13 protein-coding genes and 1 pseudogene are annotated in these 17,093 nt (G+C 68.9%); 6 read left to right on the forward strand and 8 right to left on the reverse strand.

Annotated elements, in window-relative coordinates; translation table 11 throughout:
- Positions 1-82: 82 nt before the first annotated feature.
- Positions 83-2,704, reverse strand: coding sequence for an ATP-dependent chaperone ClpB (clpB, locus tag ACZ5U5_RS31975; protein ID WP_469028963.1), 2,622 nt, complete (start codon positions 2,702-2,704; stop codon positions 83-85).
- Positions 2,705-2,893: 189 nt separating this feature from the next.
- Between clpB and ACZ5U5_RS31980 the strand changes: the two genes are divergently transcribed.
- Entirely contained in the window at positions 2,894-3,322 is a 429-nt protein-coding gene (locus ACZ5U5_RS31980) for a pyridoxamine 5'-phosphate oxidase family protein (protein WP_469028612.1), read from the forward strand.
- A gap of 123 nt (positions 3,323-3,445) precedes the next feature.
- Here ACZ5U5_RS31980 and ACZ5U5_RS31985 read toward each other — a convergent pair whose 3' ends face one another.
- Positions 3,446-3,811, reverse strand: a complete 366-nt coding sequence (locus tag ACZ5U5_RS31985) for a hypothetical protein (RefSeq protein ID WP_453446072.1) — start codon at positions 3,809-3,811, stop codon at positions 3,446-3,448.
- Positions 3,812-4,127: 316 nt separating this feature from the next.
- Between ACZ5U5_RS31985 and ACZ5U5_RS31990 the strand changes: the two genes are divergently transcribed.
- Both ACZ5U5_RS31990 and ACZ5U5_RS31995 read left to right on the forward strand, forming a co-directional pair.
- A complete protein-coding gene (locus tag ACZ5U5_RS31990) occupies positions 4,128-5,111 on the forward strand; it encodes a helix-turn-helix transcriptional regulator (protein WP_469028615.1) in 984 nt (327 codons plus the stop codon).
- A 38-nt stretch (positions 5,112-5,149) separates the two neighbouring features.
- A pseudogene (locus ACZ5U5_RS31995) lies at positions 5,150-5,803 on the forward strand (helix-turn-helix transcriptional regulator); the annotation flags it as partial.
- Between the two features lie 5 nt (positions 5,804-5,808).
- On the opposite strand, the gene ACZ5U5_RS32000 reads toward ACZ5U5_RS31995, so the two are convergent.
- The 6 genes from ACZ5U5_RS32000 to dnaK all read right to left on the reverse strand — a co-directional run bounded on the left by ACZ5U5_RS32000 (position 5,809) and on the right by dnaK (position 11,241).
- Positions 5,809-6,315 (reverse strand): nucleoside deaminase, encoded by a 507-nt coding sequence (locus ACZ5U5_RS32000; protein WP_469028618.1) that lies wholly within the window; start codon positions 6,313-6,315, stop codon positions 5,809-5,811.
- The gene (locus tag ACZ5U5_RS32005) at positions 6,315-6,821 is read right to left on the reverse strand and encodes a hypothetical protein (RefSeq protein WP_469028620.1); all 507 of its coding nucleotides are present in this window, start codon (positions 6,819-6,821) and stop codon (positions 6,315-6,317) included. Before ACZ5U5_RS32005 ends, ACZ5U5_RS32000 begins: the two co-directional genes overlap by 1 nt.
- Before the next feature lie 92 nt (positions 6,822-6,913).
- Positions 6,914-7,378, reverse strand: coding sequence for a heat shock protein transcriptional repressor HspR (locus ACZ5U5_RS32010; protein WP_469028623.1), 465 nt, complete (start codon positions 7,376-7,378; stop codon positions 6,914-6,916).
- Between the two features lies 1 nt (position 7,379).
- Positions 7,380-8,588 (reverse strand): molecular chaperone DnaJ, encoded by a 1,209-nt coding sequence (gene dnaJ, locus ACZ5U5_RS32015; protein WP_469028626.1) that lies wholly within the window; start codon positions 8,586-8,588, stop codon positions 7,380-7,382.
- 41 nt (positions 8,589-8,629) lie between these two features.
- A complete protein-coding gene (grpE, locus tag ACZ5U5_RS32020; RefSeq protein ID WP_469028629.1) occupies positions 8,630-9,370 on the reverse strand; it encodes a nucleotide exchange factor GrpE in 741 nt (246 codons plus the stop codon).
- Positions 9,367-11,241: a molecular chaperone DnaK gene (gene dnaK, locus ACZ5U5_RS32025; protein ID WP_469028631.1), complete on the reverse strand. Its 1,875-nt coding sequence runs from the start codon at positions 11,239-11,241 to the stop codon at positions 9,367-9,369. The genes grpE and dnaK overlap by 4 nt, the downstream gene beginning before the upstream one ends.
- Before the next feature lie 344 nt (positions 11,242-11,585).
- Here dnaK and ACZ5U5_RS32030 point away from each other — a divergent pair, with 344 nt between their 5' ends.
- From ACZ5U5_RS32030 to ACZ5U5_RS32040, 3 genes are all read left to right on the forward strand, one after another.
- A complete protein-coding gene (locus ACZ5U5_RS32030) occupies positions 11,586-13,871 on the forward strand; it encodes a (Fe-S)-binding protein (protein ID WP_469028633.1) in 2,286 nt (761 codons plus the stop codon).
- 147 nt (positions 13,872-14,018) lie between these two features.
- On the forward strand, positions 14,019-15,401 hold the full coding sequence (locus tag ACZ5U5_RS32035; protein ID WP_469028636.1) for an FG-GAP repeat domain-containing protein: 1,383 nt from the start codon (positions 14,019-14,021) through the stop codon (positions 15,399-15,401).
- Positions 15,402-15,510: 109 nt separating this feature from the next.
- Positions 15,511-16,884 carry an FG-GAP-like repeat-containing protein gene (locus tag ACZ5U5_RS32040; protein ID WP_469028638.1) on the forward strand — a complete coding sequence of 458 codons (1,374 nt, stop codon included), beginning with the start codon at positions 15,511-15,513 and terminating at the stop codon, positions 16,882-16,884.
- Positions 16,885-17,093 lie beyond the last annotated feature (209 nt).

Consider the following 17,093-nt stretch of genomic DNA (forward strand, 5'->3'; position numbering starts at 1 on the left):
ATTCCGCCATCCTGCCCCATGTCGGGCGGGGGCCCGCAACCCCCGCCCCAGATGTGACCGGGTTATGCCGTCATGGAGCCCTTCACAGGGACTTGCCGGCGGTGTTTCCGGCCTTGCCGCCCGTCGCCGGGCCGACGATCAGACCGTCCTCGAAGGTGTCCACGCGGACCGTGTCCCCGTCCTTCACCTCGCCGGAGAGGATCTCCTTGGCGAGCCGGTCGCCGATGGACGTCTGGATGAGACGCCGCAGCGGCCGCGCGCCGTACGCCGGGTCGTTGCCCTCGTCCGCCAGCCAGGTCAGTGCGTCGGGCGAGACCTCCAGCGTGAGCCGCCGTTCGGCGAGCCTCTTCGCGAGGCGGTCGATCTGCAGCTTGGCGATGTGCGCCAGCTCGTCCTTGTCGAGCGCGGAGAAGACGACGAGGTCGTCGAGCCGGTTCAGGAACTCTGGCTTGAAAGAGGACCGTACGACGTCCAGGACCTGCTGCTTCTTCTCCTCGGGCGAGGTCGTCGGCTCGACCAGATACTGGCTGCCGAGGTTCGAGGTCAGGACGAGGATGGTGTTGCGGAAGTCCACCGTCCGCCCCTGCCCGTCGGTGAGCCGCCCGTCGTCGAGCACCTGGAGCAGGACGTCGAAGACCTCCGGGTGCGCCTTCTCCACCTCGTCGAGCAGCACCACGCTGTACGGGCGCCTGCGCACCGCCTCGGTGAGCTGGCCACCCTCCTCGTAGCCGACGTACCCGGGCGGGGCGCCGACCAGCCTGGCCACGCTGTGCTTCTCGCCGTACTCGCTCATGTCGATGCGGACCATGGCGCGCTCGTCGTCGAAGAGGAAGTCCGCGAGGGCCTTCGCCAGCTCGGTCTTGCCGACGCCGGTGGGCCCGAGGAAGAGGAAGGAGCCGGTGGGGCGGTCGGGGTCGGCGATCCCGGCGCGCGTGCGGCGCACGGCATCAGACACGGCCCGTACGGCCTCGGTCTGGCCGATGAGGCGCTTGCCGAGCTCGTCCTCCATGCGGAGGAGCTTCTGCGTCTCGCCTTCGAGGAGCCGTCCGGCCGGGATGCCCGTCCAGGCGCCGACCACATCGGCGATGTCGTCGGGGCCGACCTCCTCCTTCACCATCGTGTCCTTGGAGACCTCCTCCTCGGCCTCGGAAGCGACCTCCAAGTCGTGTTCGAGGGTGGGGATCTCGCCGTAGAGCAGCTTGCTCGCGGTGTCGAAGTCGCCGTCGCGCTGGGCACGTTCGGCCTGGCCGCGCAGCTCGTCGAGCTTCTCCTTCAGCTCACCGACGCGGTTGAGGGACTGCTTCTCCTTGTCCCAGCGCGCGTTGAGCCCGCGCAGCTCCTCCTCCTTGTCGGCGAGGTCGCGCCGCAGCCTTTCGAGGCGCTCCTTGCTCGCGGGGTCGGTCTCCTTGCTGAGGGCGAGCTCCTCCATCTTCAACCGGTCGACGGAACGCTGGAGTTCGTCGATCTCGAGAGGGGAGGAGTCGATCTCCATGCGCAGCCGGGAGGCCGCCTCGTCAACGAGGTCGATGGCCTTGTCGGGCAGGAAGCGCGAGGTGATGTACCGGTCGGAGAGCGCGGCGGCGGCGACGAGGGCGCTGTCGGCGATCTGGACCTTGTGATGGGCCTCGTACCGCCCCTTGAGCCCACGGAGGATGGCGATCGAGTCCTCGACGGTCGGCTCGTCCACGAGCACCTGCTGGAAGCGGCGCTCAAGGGCGGGGTCCTTCTCGATCCGCTCGCGGTACTCGTCGAGGGTGGTCGCGCCGACCATCCGCAGCTCGCCGCGGGCGAGCATGGGCTTGAGCATGTTGCCGGCGTCCATGGCGGAGTCCCCGCCCGCACCGGCCCCGACGACGGTGTGCAGCTCGTCGATGAACGTGATGATCTGCCCGTCGCTCTCCTTGATCTCGGAGAGGACGGTCTTGAGCCGCTCCTCGAACTCACCGCGGTACTTCGCGCCCGCGACCATGGCGCCCAGGTCGAGGGAGACGAGGCGCTTGTTCTTCAGCGACTCGGGGACGTCGCCCTTGATGATGCGCTGCGCGAGCCCTTCGACGACGGCGGTCTTGCCGACGCCGGGTTCGCCGATGAGGACGGGGTTGTTCTTCGTGCGCCGGGACAGGACCTGCACCACGCGCCGAATCTCCTGATCCCGCCCGATGACGGGATCAAGCTTTCCCTCCCTGGCGGCAGCGGTGAAGTCGGTGCCGAACTTCTCCAGGGCCTTGTACTGACCCTCCGGGTCCGGTGTGGTCACCCGACGTCCTCCCCTTGCCTTCTCGAACGCGTCGAGCAGTTTCTTGGCGGTGGCCCCGTGCTTGCCCAGGACCTCGGCGGCGGGGCCGCCCTTGGCGGCGATGCCGATCAGCAGATGTTCGGTGGAGAGGTAATCATCGCCCAGCTCCTTCGCCCTCTGTGAGGCGTCGGCGATGACCGCGAGCAGGTCGCGGTTGGGCTGCGGCGGCGCGACGGTGGATCCCGTGACGCTGGGCAGGCCGCTCAGTGCCCGTTCGGCATCGGCACGGACGGCGGCCTGGTCGGCCTCGACCGCGGCGAGCAGGTCGGTGATGTTCTCGTTGTCCTGCCCCTCCAGCAGCGCGAGCAGCAGATGCGCGGGGGTCAGGTCGGGATGCCCGTCCTTCACGGCCAGGCTGCTGGCCGCGTTGATCGCGTCCCGGCTCCTGTTGGTCAGCTCGGCGTCCACGGGTGTCGTCTCCTCCTTGCGTCCGTGCGATCCGTATGACGTACGGGTCATGACGTACGGGTCGGCGGGTTCCGCGAACCCACCTGACCTAAACAGCGTACATAAAGTTGAGTCTATTCCACTCAAGGGAAGAGCGGGGAGTCGGATCAAGGGAGGATCGGGGGCACACGACCGGCTAGGTTCCAGCCCATGGCCATCGATCCACACCACCCGACCCCCGCCTACCTCAGCTTCTGGCGTGAACGGCACCTCTGCACCCTGACGACGCCACGCCCCGACGGCACCCCGCACGTCGTGCCGGTCGGCGTGACGTACGACCCGGAGGCGGGGGTGGCCCGTGTGCTCGCGAGCAAGACGAGCGCGAAGGTCCGCCACGTCCTGGCGGCGGAGGGCGCGGACGGGGCAGGGGCGCGGGTGGCGGTCTGCCAGGTGGACGGACGGCGCTGGGCGACGCTGGAGGGGTACGCGCGCGTGCGCATGGAGGCGGCGGAGATCGCGGAGGGCGAGCGTCGCTACGAGGAGCGGTACGGGCGGCCGCCGAGGCCGAATCCGCACCGGGCGCTCATCGAGATCACGCTGACGCGGGCGATGGGCCAGAAGACCCTGCTCACCCCCTGACCCCACCCTGAATGCGGTGGCGGCCCTCCCCCGCACACCACAGCGGCGCCACCGTGTTCAGGTCCACGGTGGCGCCGCTGCTGGGGGAAGCACCTGCGCGATGTACAACGACGGGGGATCGCGTCAGGCGCTGCGGGGGGTGGCTGTGATGGCTCTTGTAGTGGTGGAACTCTGCTGGTCCTGCTGCTGCCGGCCGCCCGGCTCACCGACCAGCTGGTGATCACGCCGGTCGAGATTGACGAAGACCATCCCGTACCGGATGGCGCACCGCACGGGCTGGGGGGCTCCGCGCGGCTTGCGGAGGCACCGGTAGGCCCGGATCTCCTCCTCGTCGTCCCGGGTGACGACCACCGGCTCACCGAGGAGCGTGACCATCAACGAGTCGCCGGCGTGGGGTATCGCGGTGGCGAGATCGATGAAGTGCCAGCCGGAGCGGTAGGCGGTGGCCATTTCTCGGCGGAAGGTGCGGTCGTCGGGAGGGGTGCTCATGACGCGACGCCCTTAGCACCAGGCAGGACATTCCAAGAGACATCCCCCTTGGCGGCCTGCGTGGCAACACCCTTTCCTGAGGCACCCCCCGGGGAGTTCCAGGAGACGTCACCTGCGGTTGCAAGGGTGAACGCCGCGGCAGCGAAGGTAATGACTAGCGCCGAGCGAAGCATTCTCGTGAACATCGTCAGCTTCGTCCTCACTTGGTAGGTCCTATCCCCCGGCTCCAAGAAGACGATGTCTTAATCCAGCACGTCCAGGCCACAGGATCGATGCATCATGTTCCTGTACGTACAGGACCCTGGGGGGTGGAGAATTGCTCACAACAAGCACGAAACCGACACATCCCCACCCCATTACCGAGCTGTGCGATGAGGGGGTGCGTCTCTACACAAGCGCTCTCAGCGCTGGCCGCATCGCGCGGTCGGAGATCGCACCGGCTCCCTGCTTGGTGGAATTCGCGTTGTTGCACCCCGATCCGGACGACGCGAATTGGCTTCGCCCCGTTCCGCCCTCGGCCATACTCGCGCAGCGTCTCCACCCCATCGAGCGCGAGATCCGGGATCGCAGAAAGCTCACCATTGAACTGACCGATGTGTTTGAGCCTTTCATGAACATCAGCTCACAACCATCGGTGGCCACGCACGCGATCACGGTCCTTGAAGGTCTGGCGAGCATCAACGCCACCTTGGACGCGGCAACCGCCGCGTGCAAGGAGGAAATACTCACCATCCAGCCCGGCGGAGTCCGCGGCGGCGACATGCTCTCCCAGTCTCTGGCGCGTGTGCGGGAACCTCTCGACCGTGGCGTACGCATGCGAACGCTGTACCAGCACACGGTGCGCCACGGCCCTGGTGTCTTCGCCTACCTGGAGCAGCTGGACCCCCGCCAGATCCAGGTCAGGACGCTTGAGCAACTCATCGACCGCTTGATCATCTTCGACCGGTCCACCGCTGTCATCCCCGCACGGCGCGACCGGCAAGTGGCCCTTGAGCTTCGCCATCCGGGCCTCGTCGAGTACCTCGCCTCGGTATTCGACCAGTTCTGGCAGCAGGCGACTCCTCTGCGCGAAGAAACCCCGTACAGCCCGGCGCACAACGGCATCACCGGCGTCCAGCGCACCATCGCCAGAATGCTCATCGAGGGGCACGTCGACGAGGCGATCGCCCGGCGCCTCGGCATGAACGTCCGCACCTGCCGCGCCCACATCGCCAAGATCGCCGCCGCCCTGGGCAGCGGTAGCCGAGCCCAACTCGGCTACCTGATCGCCCAGTCCGGAATCCTGGAAAAGGAGCACTGAGAGTGACGGCGGAAGGCGCGGTCCTCCCGACGAGCGCGCCCACCATCACGGAGCTGCGGGGAATCCCCCGGATCAACGAAGCCGTAGGTCGGGCAGTGGAAGCGGCCACCCAGGAAGTGCTCACCGTCCAGCCCGGCGGAGGCCGCCCTCCCGAAGTGCTGGAGGCCATCCTGCCGCGCGAGCAGGCCCTGCTCAGCCGGGGCTGCCGGATGCGGACGCTCTACCAGCACACGACACGGCACTCGCTGCCGGCGCTCGCCCATTTCGAACAGCTCGAAGGAGACGTCGAGGTACGCACCCTCGACGAGGTCACCGAGCGGCTCTTCGTCTTCGACCGGACCGTGGCCTTCATCCCAGCGAGCAAGGACCGCAGCCTCGCCCTCGAACTGCGCCACCCCGCCGTGGTCGACTACCTCGCCACCACCTTCGACCGCCTCTGGCGCCTGGGCACCCCCATGTGGCCCCAGTCGGCCCCCGAGCCCGCGGAGAACGGCATCACGGCCCGGCAGAGAGCCATTGCCGCCTTCCTGACCGAGGGGCTGACCGATGCCGAGATCTCCGCACGCCTTGGCATGAACGTCCGCACCGCCCGCCTCCACATAGCCAAGCTCGCCGCCATCCTCGGCAGCGAGAGCCGGGCGCAGCTCGGGTATCTCATCGGCCGTTCAGGCATCCTCGACCAGCAGGAGTGACACGCTCAGCCCTTCGCGTGCAGCCGCCGATGCAACTCCCTGAGCTCCTCCGCCAGTTCGGGAGCGGGGCCCTCAACCTTCACGCCCGGTGCGATCTCGTTGATCGGGAGCGGGTTGACCGGGGGCGGTGGGGCGTTGAATTCCGTCAGCCATTGCGTCAGTTGGGTGGAGGAGGCCGCGTAGACGATGCGGCTCAGGCCCACCCAGGCGTGGGCCGCCGCGCACATGGGGCAGTGTTCGCCCGAGGTGTAGACCGTTGCCCTCGAACGCTCCTGAGGCGTCAGGTGGTCCGCCGACCAGCGGGCCAGTTCGAATTCGGGGTGGCGGGTTTGATCGCCGTCCGCCACGCGGTTGCGGTCCTCCTTCAGGACCTCGCCGTCGCCCGACACCAGGATCGAGCCGAAGGGCTCGTCGCCCGCCTCCAGCGCCTCCCTGGCCAGTTCCACGCAGCGGCGCAGGTGCTTCAGGTCCGTGGCGTCAAGGTCCGTGGCGTCAAGGTCAATGGCTTCCATCAGGACTCCGTCCAGGTTCGTAGCAGGTCCTCGCGTTCCGCCAGTCTCGGCGTGCCGCCCTCGTGGCGCCTGCCCCACTCCGCCATCGCCGCCAGCGTCGTGCGGAGTGTTGCCTCGCCCTCCGTCATGCGGGTCAGGAGCGTGAGCGACAGGTCGTACTCCGTCTGGGAGTAGCCCGACGCCGCTGCCACGTACGCCGTCAGTTCCGTCTCGTCTGACTCCGGCCTCGTGAGCCGCAGCGTCATGGCCGGTGCTTCGTCCGAGCCGCCCAGGCCCGCCGTCAGGGCCATGCCCACGAGGGCGCCCACCCGGCGCTTGAGGGACTTCATGGGGGCGTCCTCCACCGTCAGGGCGAGTACCTCGTCCCATGGGTAGAACGCCGACTGCTTGTCGCCGAGGGCCACCACACCCTCCGGCGTCAGCCGCACCCCCGCCACCAAGCCCAACGGCTTCGTACCCACGTACACATCGCCCTCGGCGATCCAGAACAGGCCCACCATGGCCATCGACAGCTCAACTCCCCCGCTAAGACCGTGAAACAGCGCGTAGGGGCCGGGAGATCCTGCCTCCCGGCCCCTACGCACCACACTACTAAGAGCTACTGCTCCGACGTCCTCTTCGGACGCCACACCACCAGCGCGCTCGCCTGCTGCACGTCCTGGTACGGGACCAGGTCGCGGCGGTACGAGGCGTGGACCGCCGCCTCGCGCTGCTGCATCGCGGCAGCCGCGCCCTCCACGGCCGAGGACAGTTCCACCACCCTCGCCTGGAGCGCGGCGACCTGGTTCTCCAGCTCGATGATGCGCTTGATGCCGGCGAGGTTGATGCCCTCCTCCTGCGACAACTGCTGCACCGTGCGCAGCAGTTCGATGTCGCGGGCGGAGTAGCGGCGGCCGCGGCCCGCCGTGCGGTCCGGGGAGACCAGACCGAGGCGGTCGTACTGCCGCAGGGTCTGCGGGTGGAGGCCCGAAAGCTGGGCGGCCACGGAGATGACGTAGACCGGCGTCTCGTCGGTCAGTTGGTACGCACGCCCAAAAGTGGACTGTCGACGACGGCCGTCCATCTCATGCTCCCTTCGCGGCCTGGAACAGTTCTGCCCGCGGATCGTCGTCCGCAGTCGCCTCGCGGTACGTCTCCAGGGCTTCCTTCGCCGTGTCGGAGAGCTCGGTCGGGACCGATACCTCCACCGTCACCAGCAAGTCGCCCCGCGAGCCGTCCTTGCGGACCGCGCCCTTGCCCCGCGCCCGCATCGTACGACCGTTGGGGGTGCCCGGAGGCAGCTTCAGGGTGACCGGCGGGCCGCCCAGGGTGGGGACCTTCACCTCGCCGCCCAGTGCCGCCTCGGCGAACGTCACCGGCACCGTCACCGTCAGGTTGTCGCCCTTGCGGCCGAAAACGGGGTGGGTGTCGACGTGCACGACGACGTACAGGTCGCCCGCCGGGCCGCCCCGCTCACCGGGACCGCCCTTTCCGCGCAGCCGGATCCGCTGGCCGTCCGAGACGCCCGCCGGAATCCGCACCTGCATCGTGCGCGACGACTTCGCCCGGCCCGAGCCCTTGCAGACCTCGCAGGCGTCCTGGGCGATGAGCCCACGGCCCTTGCAGTCCACGCACGGATCGGTGAGGGAGAAACCGCCGCCGCCACCCCGCGTGACCTGGCCCGTGCCGACGCACGTCGGGCACACGCGCGGCGTGCCGTTCTTGTCGCCGGTGCCGGAACAGGCCTTGCAGGGCGCCTGGGAGGACATCCGGAGCGGGACCGTGGCCCCGTCCACCGCCTCCGTGAAACTCAGCGTGACCTCGGACTCGATGTCCTGGCCGCGCCGGGGCTGCGTACGCGTGCCCGCGCCGCCCGCGCCCGTGCCGCCTCGGTTGAACAGGCCCCCGAAGACGTCACCCAGACCGCCCCCGAAGCCGCCGCCGACGCCGCCCGCTCCACCGCCGCCCGGGGCGCCGCCTCCGAAGAGGTCGCCCAGGTCGAAGTTGAACGAACCGCCGCCGCCCGCGCCCGGGGGGCCGGCCCTGAAGCCGCCGTTGCCGAAGAGAGCACGCGCTTCGTCGTACTCCTTGCGCTTCTTGGGGTCGCCGAGGACGTCATTCGCCTCGGAGATCTCCTTGAAGCGCTCTTCCGCCTTGGTGTTGCCCTTGTTGGCGTCCGGGTGGTTCTCGCGTGCGAGCTTCCGGTACGCCTTCTTGATCTCGGCTTCGGTGGCGTCCTTGGGGACGCCGAGAACCTTGTAGTAGTCCTTCTCGATGAAGTCCTTGGTGCTCATCCCCGACGTCCCTCCTCTCGCTTCACGACGATTCCGATGTGTCAGCCCTCGTCCGGGCCGCCACCGGTCTCCTTGTCCTCCGCCGCGTCGGCGGAGTCCGTGGATGCGGCGGTCTCGGAATCGCCCTTGACCGTCTGCGCGCCCGGCTGCGGCTCGGCCACGGCCACCCGCGCGGGGCGGATGGTGCGCTCACCGATGCGGTACCCCGGCTGCAGGATCGCGACGCAGGTCGTCTCGGTGACGTCCGGTGCGTACGAGTGCATCAGGGCCTCGTGGATCGTCGGGTCGAAGGGCTCGCCCTCCTTGCCGAACTGCTGGAGGCCCATCTTGGCGACGACCGTCTCGAGCGCTTCGGCGACCGACTTGAAGCCGCCGACCAGCTCGCCGTGCTCACGGGCGCGGCCGACGTCGTCCAGGGTCGGGAGAAGCTCGGACAGGAGGTTCGCCGCGGCGATCTCCTTGACCGTGACCTTGTCCCGCTCCACACGACGGCGGTAGTTCTGATACTCCGCCTGCAGTCGCTGGAGGTCCGCCGTGCGCTCGCCGAGCGCCGTACGCACCTGGTCCAGCTGGGCGATCAGACCGACGTCCTGGGCGGACGGTGCGGACTGATCCGACTGGCCCGACTGAGCCGATTCCTTGCTTGCGTCCCCGGCCGGGGCCGCCGTGCCCTCCTCGACGGAGGGCTCGGCGGCCTGCGGCGCCGCGTCATCAGGGGTGGCGCCGGAGGGGACGTCAGGCTGCTCGGCGTTGTCGCCGAAGCCCGGAGTCTCCTCGGTCATGCGGCGCCGCCCTTCGAGTCACCGGGCTTCTCGTCGTCGACGATCTCGGCGTCGACGACGTCGTCGTCCTTGTCCTTGGACATGTTCGGGGCCTCGTCACCCTCGGCACCGGGGGCAGCGCCCTCGCCGCCGGCGGCCTGCGCGTCCGCGTACATGGCCTGGCCGAGCTTCTGCGAGACGGCCGCGACCTTCTCGGTGGCCGTGCGGATCTCCGCGGTGTCCTCGCCCTTGAGCTTTTCCTTCAGCTCTTCGACGGCGGACTCGACCTCGGTCTTCACGTCACCGGGGACCTTGTCCGCGTTGTCCGTGAGGAACTTCTCCGTCTGGTAGACGAGCTGCTCGCCCTGGTTGCGGGACTCGGCGGCCTCGCGGCGCTTGTGGTCCTCGTCCGCGTACTGCTCGGCCTCCTGGCGCATGCGGTCGACCTCGTCCTTCGGCAGCGAGGAGCCGCCGGTGACGGTCATCTTCTGCTCCTTGCCTGTGCCGAGGTCCTTGGCCGTCACGTGCATGATGCCGTTGGCGTCGATGTCGAAGGCGACCTCGATCTGCGGGACACCGCGCGGGGCCGGCGGCAGGCCCGTGAGCTCGAACATCCCGAGCTTCTTGTTGTACGCCGCGATCTCGCGCTCGCCCTGGTAGACCTGGATCTGGACGGACGGCTGGTTGTCCTCGGCCGTCGTGAAGATCTCGGAGCGCTTGGTCGGGATCGTGGTGTTGCGCTCGATGAGCTTGGTCATGATCCCTCCCTTGGTCTCGATGCCGAGGGACAGCGGGGTGACGTCGAGGAGCAGGACGTCCTTGACCTCGCCCTTGAGGACACCGGCCTGGAGGGCGGCGCCGATGGCGACGACCTCGTCCGGGTTCACGCCCTTGTTGGCGTCCTGGCCGCCGGTCAGCTCCTTGACGAGCTCCGCGACGGCGGGCATACGGGTGGAGCCACCGACGAGAACGACGTGGTCGATCTCGGAGAGCTGGATGCCCGCGTCCTTGATGACGTTGTGGAACGGCGTCTTGCAGCGCTCCAGGAGGTCGGACGTGAGCTGCTGGAACTGGGCGCGCGTGAGCTTCTCGTCCAGGTGCAGCGGGCCCTCGGCGGACGCCGTGATGTAAGGCAGGTTGATCGTGGTCTCCGTGGAGGAGGACAGCTCGATCTTGGCCTTCTCGGCCGCCTCGCGCAGGCGCTGGAGCGCCATCTTGTCCTTGGAGAGGTCCACGCCGTGGCCGTTGTTGAACTGCTTGACCAGGTAGTCGACGACGCGCTGGTCCCAGTCGTCACCACCGAGGTGGTTGTCGCCGTTCGTGGCCTTCACCTCGACGACGCCGTCGCCGATCTCCAGGAGGGACACGTCGAAGGTGCCGCCACCGAGGTCGAAGACGAGGATCGTCTGGTCGTCCTTGTCGAGGCCGTACGCGAGAGCGGCTGCCGTCGGCTCGTTCACGATGCGCAGGACGTTCAGGCCCGCGATCTCGCCGGCCTCCTTCGTCGCCTGGCGCTCCGAGTCGTTGAAGTACGCCGGGACGGTGATGACCGCGTCGGCCACCTTCTCGCCCAGGTACGACTCCGCGTCGCGCTTCAGCTTCTGCAGGATGAACGCCGAGATCTGCTGGGGGTTGAACCCCTTGTCGTCGATGTCCACCTTCCAGTCAGTGCCCATGTGGCGCTTGACCGAGCGGATGGTCCTGTCGACGTTCGTGACCGCCTGGCGCTTGGCGACCTCGCCGACAAGCACCTCGCCGTTCTTCGCGAAGGCGACGACGGACGGCGTGGTCCTGGCGCCCTCGGCGTTGGTGATGACGGTGGGCTCGCCGCCTTCAAGAACGCTGACGACAGAGTTAGTCGTGCCCAGGTCGATGCCGACCGCACGTGCCATTTCGGTTCCTCCAGATGTAACTCTTGAGTGGATCTGACTCAACAATGCATGACCGTTGCGCTTGCGTCAACAGAGCTGAGTCTGGGGGGCTCAACTCTTATCCCGGGCTTACGCGCAAGTCAGGGCCCCAGCGCCTTGTGCGGAACATGCGACTGCGGGTCCGCTGTGGCTGGTCGCGCCGTTCCCCGCGCCCCTTACGGGGCACGACTCGGCAAGGGTGACCTGAGCGACGCAGATCACCGCCTCGCTGGCTACAGTGCGGCTGAGTAAGTGGGTAGTCTCAGACGGACTGCATAAGTTACCGCTTAGTAATAGTTCGCCTCGCAGGCCCGAGGAGCCCCCAAATGCAACTCGCCGCGATCATCGTGTCGCTGGTCCTAATCGCGGTCGGCGTCGCGCTGTTCGGCCGTGCCATCGTGCAGATCTACCAGTACATGCGGCTCGGCCAGCCCGTTCCCGCCGGTACCCGCACCGATCAGCCCGTGCAGCGCACCGTCACCGTGGCCAAGGAGTTCCTCGGCCACACCCGCATGAACCGCTGGGGCGTCGTCGGCGTCGCGCACTGGTTCGTGGCGGTGGGCTTCTTCTCGCTGCTCCTCACCATCGTCAACGCCATCGGCCAGCTCTTCAAGGCCGACTGGATGCTGCCGATCATCGGTGAGTGGGCCCCGTACAACATGTTCGTCGAGTTCATCGGCACGATGACGATCGTCGGCATCCTGACGCTGATCGTCATCCGGCAGCTGAGCAAGCCCGACAACAACCCGGGCCGCAAGTCCCGCTTCGCGGGCTCCAAGAAGGGCCAGGCGTACTTCGTCGAGGCCGTCATCCTCATCGTCGGCATCTGCATCTTCACGCTGCACGCCCTTGAGGGTGCCCAGCACCACGTGGACAGCTACGAGGCGTCGTTCTTCATCTCGTACCCGTTCGTCTCGTGGTTCGGCGGCATGGGCCTCTCCACGCTGCAGAACCTCACGTACTTCTTCGCCATGGTGAAGATCGCGACGTCCTTCATCTGGATGATCACCGTCGCGCTCAACACGAACATGGGCGTCGCCTGGCACCGCTTCCTCGCCTTCCCGAACATCTGGTTCAAGCGCGACGCGGACGGCTCCACGACCCTCGGCGAGCTGCAGCCCATGACGTCCGGCGGCAAGCCGATCGACTGGGAGGACCCGGCCGAGGACGCCGTCTTCGGCGTCAGCCAGGTCGAGCAGTTCTCCTGGAAGGGCCTCCTCGACTTCAGTACGTGTACGGAGTGCGGCCGCTGCCAGTCGCAGTGCCCCGCCTGGAACACCGGCAAGCCGCTCTCCCCGAAGCTCCTGATCATGTCGCTGCGCGACCATGCGCACGCCAAGGCCCCGTACCTGCTCGCCGGTGGCGGCAAGGACATGGAGGGCAACGAGAAGGCGACGGCGGAGCAGCTCAAGGACGTTCCGGCTGCCGCTCTCGCCGAGGCCGAGCGCCCCCTCATCGGCACCGCCGAGGAGAACGGCGTCATCGACCCCGACGTCCTGTGGTCCTGCACCAGCTGCGGCGCCTGCGTCGAGCAGTGCCCGGTGGACATCGAGCACATCGACCACATCGTCGACATGCGCCGCTACCAGGTGATGATCGAGAGCGCGTTCCCGTCCGAGGCCGGGACGATGCTCAAGAACCTGGAGAAGAAGGGCAACCCCTGGGGCCTCGCCAAGAAGCAGCGCCTTGAGTGGCTCAAGGAGCTCGACTTCGAGGTGCCGGTCGTCGGCAAGGACATCGAGGACCTCACCGAGGTCGAGTACCTCTACTGGGTCGGCTGCGCGGGCGCCCTCGAAGACCGGGCCAAGAAGACCACCAAGGCCTTCGCGGAACTGCTCAACATGGCGGGCGTCAAGTTCGCGATCATGGGCGGCGACGAGAAGTGCACCGGTGACTCCGCACGCCGCCTGGGCAACGAGCCGCTGTTCCAGCAGCTCGGCCAGGAGAACGTGATGGCGCTGAACATGGCGTTCGGCGAGGAGCTCGACGACGACGGCAAGGTCACGCCCGATTCGGCCAAGCCGAAGACCGCGAAGAAGATCGTCGCGACCTGCCCGCACTGCCTCAACACGCTCGGCAACGAGTACCCGCAGCTCGGCGGCGACTACGAGGTCATCCACCACACGCAGCTGCTCCAGCACCTCATCGACGAGGGCAAGCTGATCCCGGTGACGCCCGTCGAGGGCCTCATCACCTACCACGACCCGTGCTACCTGGGCCGGCACAACAAGATCTACACGCCCCCGCGCGAGATCATGTCCGCCGTCCCCGGCCTGCGTCAGCAGGAGATGCACCGCCACAAGGAGCGCGGCTTCTGCTGCGGCGCCGGTGGCGCGCGGATGTGGATGGAGGAGCGGATCGGCAAGCGCATCAACACGGAGCGGGTCGACGAGGCGCTCAGTCTCAACCCCGACATCGTGTCGACCGCCTGCCCGTTCTGCCTGGTGATGCTCACCGACTCCGTCAACGGCAAGAAGAACGATGGCAAGGCCCAGGAGTCCCTCCAGGTCGTGGACGTCGCGCAGTTGCTGCTCGACTCCGTGAAGACCCCGGTGGACCCCGCCGGTGAGTCCGAGACCGCGGACGAGCCGGAGCCCGAGCCGGTGAAGTAACCGCTCCTGGCGTACGCGAGGCCGGTTCCGCCCTCAGGGCGGGACCGGCCTTTCGTGTCCCGCGGAAGGGGGGCATCATGTGCTGGTTGTTGTCGGGTGAGGCGGTCGGGGCGGGTGATGGGCATGCGGAGTGCCGGGATACGTGGCGTGCGCGAGGGCAGACGGACGCGGCGCGGGGGTGTCGCGATCCGCGGGGGTGTCATGGGCACGGCAGCCGTCGTCAGCTGTGCGCTGCTGCTCGCCGGGTGCGGCGGCGGCAGTGACGAGGCGGCCAAGCCCGACGCCCGGCACAAGCCCGTCAGCATGGCCGGCAAGGGCGCTCCCCAGCAGCCCGTCCCCCAGGGCAAGGGCAGCAAGGCCGACGACGACTTCAACGGTGACGGCGCACCCGACCTCGTACTCGACGACCTGGTGCACAGCGGCCACGGCGACGACGCGGGCATCGGCGTCGTCTACGGATCGAAGAGCGGACTGCGGCCCGGGGCGCGGCAGTTGCTGAGCGCGCAGACCAACGGCGCCCGTACGAAGGGTGAGTTGCCCGCGGCCTTCGAGTCGGAGGCCGCCTGCGACCTCGACAAGGACGGGTTCACCGATCTGCTGGTCTCCACCGACCCGCCCTACGACGGCGTGGGCCAGCCGCCCGTGCCGCTGCAGATCCTCTTCGGCTCGCCCCAGGGTCTGAAGGGCAAGGCCGTGAAGGTGCAGGTGCCCAAGCAGTCCCGTATCGGCAACGACTGGTCCGACCAGCCGGTGTGCGGTGACTTCGACGGGGACGGCGCGAGCGACCTCGTCCTGCACGCGAGCGGCGCCCGGCTCACCTTCCTGCGCGGCCCCTTCAAGCGGACCGGTGCCCCGCGCGCCGCGGGCAAGCCATTGGCCGCGCCCGGCAACGACCTCGTGACCGGCAGGGCCACGGACGTCGACCGCGACGGCTACGACGACGTCCTCGTCCGCAAGGCGGCGAACGCGTCCGGCGCCGCCGCCGGAGCCCTCGTCCTGGGCGGCCCGAAGGGCCCCGCCGAGACCGGGGTGCTCTTCCCCGCGGGCACGGACACCGCGTTCGGGCGCTTCGGCAGGGGCAAGGGCACGGACGCGGCCGTCGCGGGCCCGAACGGGGTCGCCCTGCGCTACGACGTGCCCGGCACCGCGCGCGGCGCCATGGAGTCCAAGAACGTCGCCGTGGACACGGGTGACCTCGACGGCGACGGCCTGAGCGAGCTGATCCTGAGCGGCGGGAGCAGCGGGGACGGTGGCGGCACGGGTGAGGTGCGGGTCTTCAGGGGACGTACGACGGCGCTCGACCGCAACGCCTCGGCGCTCGTGGTCCCCTCGGCCAAGGGCACCACGCAGGTGCTCGCCATCGCGGACTTCGACGGGGACAAGCGGGCCGATCTGGTCCTGCGGACGTACCGGGGAGAGGGCGAGGACACCATCGGGGTCTATCCGGGCGTGAAGACCGACCTGGTCTCCCGCAAGCCCCGGCTGACCTTCTCCAGCGCGGAGTTCCTCGCGCTGGGGGACGGCGGCTGACGCCCGGGGCGTTCACCCGCCGGACACCGGGCCTCCCCCGTCGCACAACCATCCGTACGCCCCGCATGTCACACCCCCGGAAGCAGTCCTCCACTCCCGGGAGTCCCACGTGCGCGTACGTAATCTGGCCATCGCCGCGAGCGTCGCGGCCCTCGCCGCCACGGGTCTGACGCTGCCCCTCGCGGGCACGGCGAGCGCCGCGTCGACGCTCAAGGACGACTACAACGGCGACGGCTACCGCGACCTGGCCGTCGGGACGCCCCGCTCCAACTCCGTGACCGTGACGTTCGGTTCGGCCTCCGGGGTCTCCGAGGGCCGCTCCGTCACCGTCACCCAGAACACGGCCGGAGTGCCCGGAGTCATGGAGGACGAGGACGAGTTCGGCGAGAACGTCACCAGCGGCGACACGAACGGCGACGGCTACGCCGACCTGATCGTGGGCGCCCCCGGCGAGCAGGTCGAGGGCAAGCCTTCCGGCTCGGTCACCGTGATCAAGGGCGGCAAGAACGCCTTCACCTCCGGCGGCCACGTCGTGAACGCCCCCGCCGACACCGCGGGCCGCTTCGGCGAGGCCACCACCTGGAGCGACCTCGACGACGACGGCGCCCCCCAGCTCGCTGTGATCAGCGGCGACAACTGGTGGTACTACTCCGGCGCGCAGGGCCAGTCGTTCGGCCTGGAGGTCGACTTCATCCCCGAGGGCGCCCACCTGGACGGCATGGTCTCGGGCAACTTCAAGCGCAAGGACGGCATCGGCCTCGTCCTGTACGGCGAGCGTGCGGACGGCGGCGCCTGGACCGCGCACATGAACGGCGGCGCCGGTGACTACGGCTACGGGGCCGAGATCCTCGGCGAGGGCTCCGACCCGACGGCCACGCGCGACGCCGCCGCCACCGGAGATGTCAACGGCGACGGCTACGCCGACCTGGTCACCGGCAACCCCCGTGACGCCAAGGGCGGTTCGGTCACCGTGCGGTTCGGCGGCAGCGGCAAGTTCGGCGCCCCCGTGACGTACGACCAGGCCAGTGCGGGCATCCCCGGCGCCGACGAGGCGGACGACGGCTTCGGCTGGTCCGTGGCCGCGGGCGACGTCACGGGCGACGGCCTCGCGGACCTCGCGGTGGGCGCTCCCGGCGAGGAGGTCGGCACGGTGGACGGCACCGGCAGCGTGACGCTCATGAAGTCCAGCGCGGGCACGTTCACCTCGGGCAAGGCCTGGCACCAGGAGACCGCGGGCGTACCCGGCGTCGCCGAGGCGGGCGACAGCTTCGGCGCGTCCGTACGCCTCAAGGACATCAACAAGAACGGCAAGGCGGACCTGGCCGCCGGCGCGATCGGCGAGGACATCGGCACGACGGTGGACGCCGGCGCGGTGTGGGTCCTGCGCGGCACGACGACGGGCCTGACGTCGTCGTACGCGGCGTCCTTCAACGGCACGGACTTCGGGCTCGGCGGCGGGAGCTTCGGCGAGACGCTGCGCTGACCGCTGGCCGCTGCCCGCTGACAGCTGACTGCCGGCCGCCGGCCGCCGACCGGCCTCAGGCCGGAGCACCGCACGCAGGAGGGACCGGAGACATCTCCGGTCCCTTCCGTGCGTTCGAGGGCGAACGCGGCGGAGTCGCCTCTTTCACCGCAACACCCCCAACACCCGCCCCGCATACAACCCTTGCCGCCCACCAACGGTCTCCCCCT

The organism is Streptomyces sp. NPDC033177, from assembly GCF_055577715.1.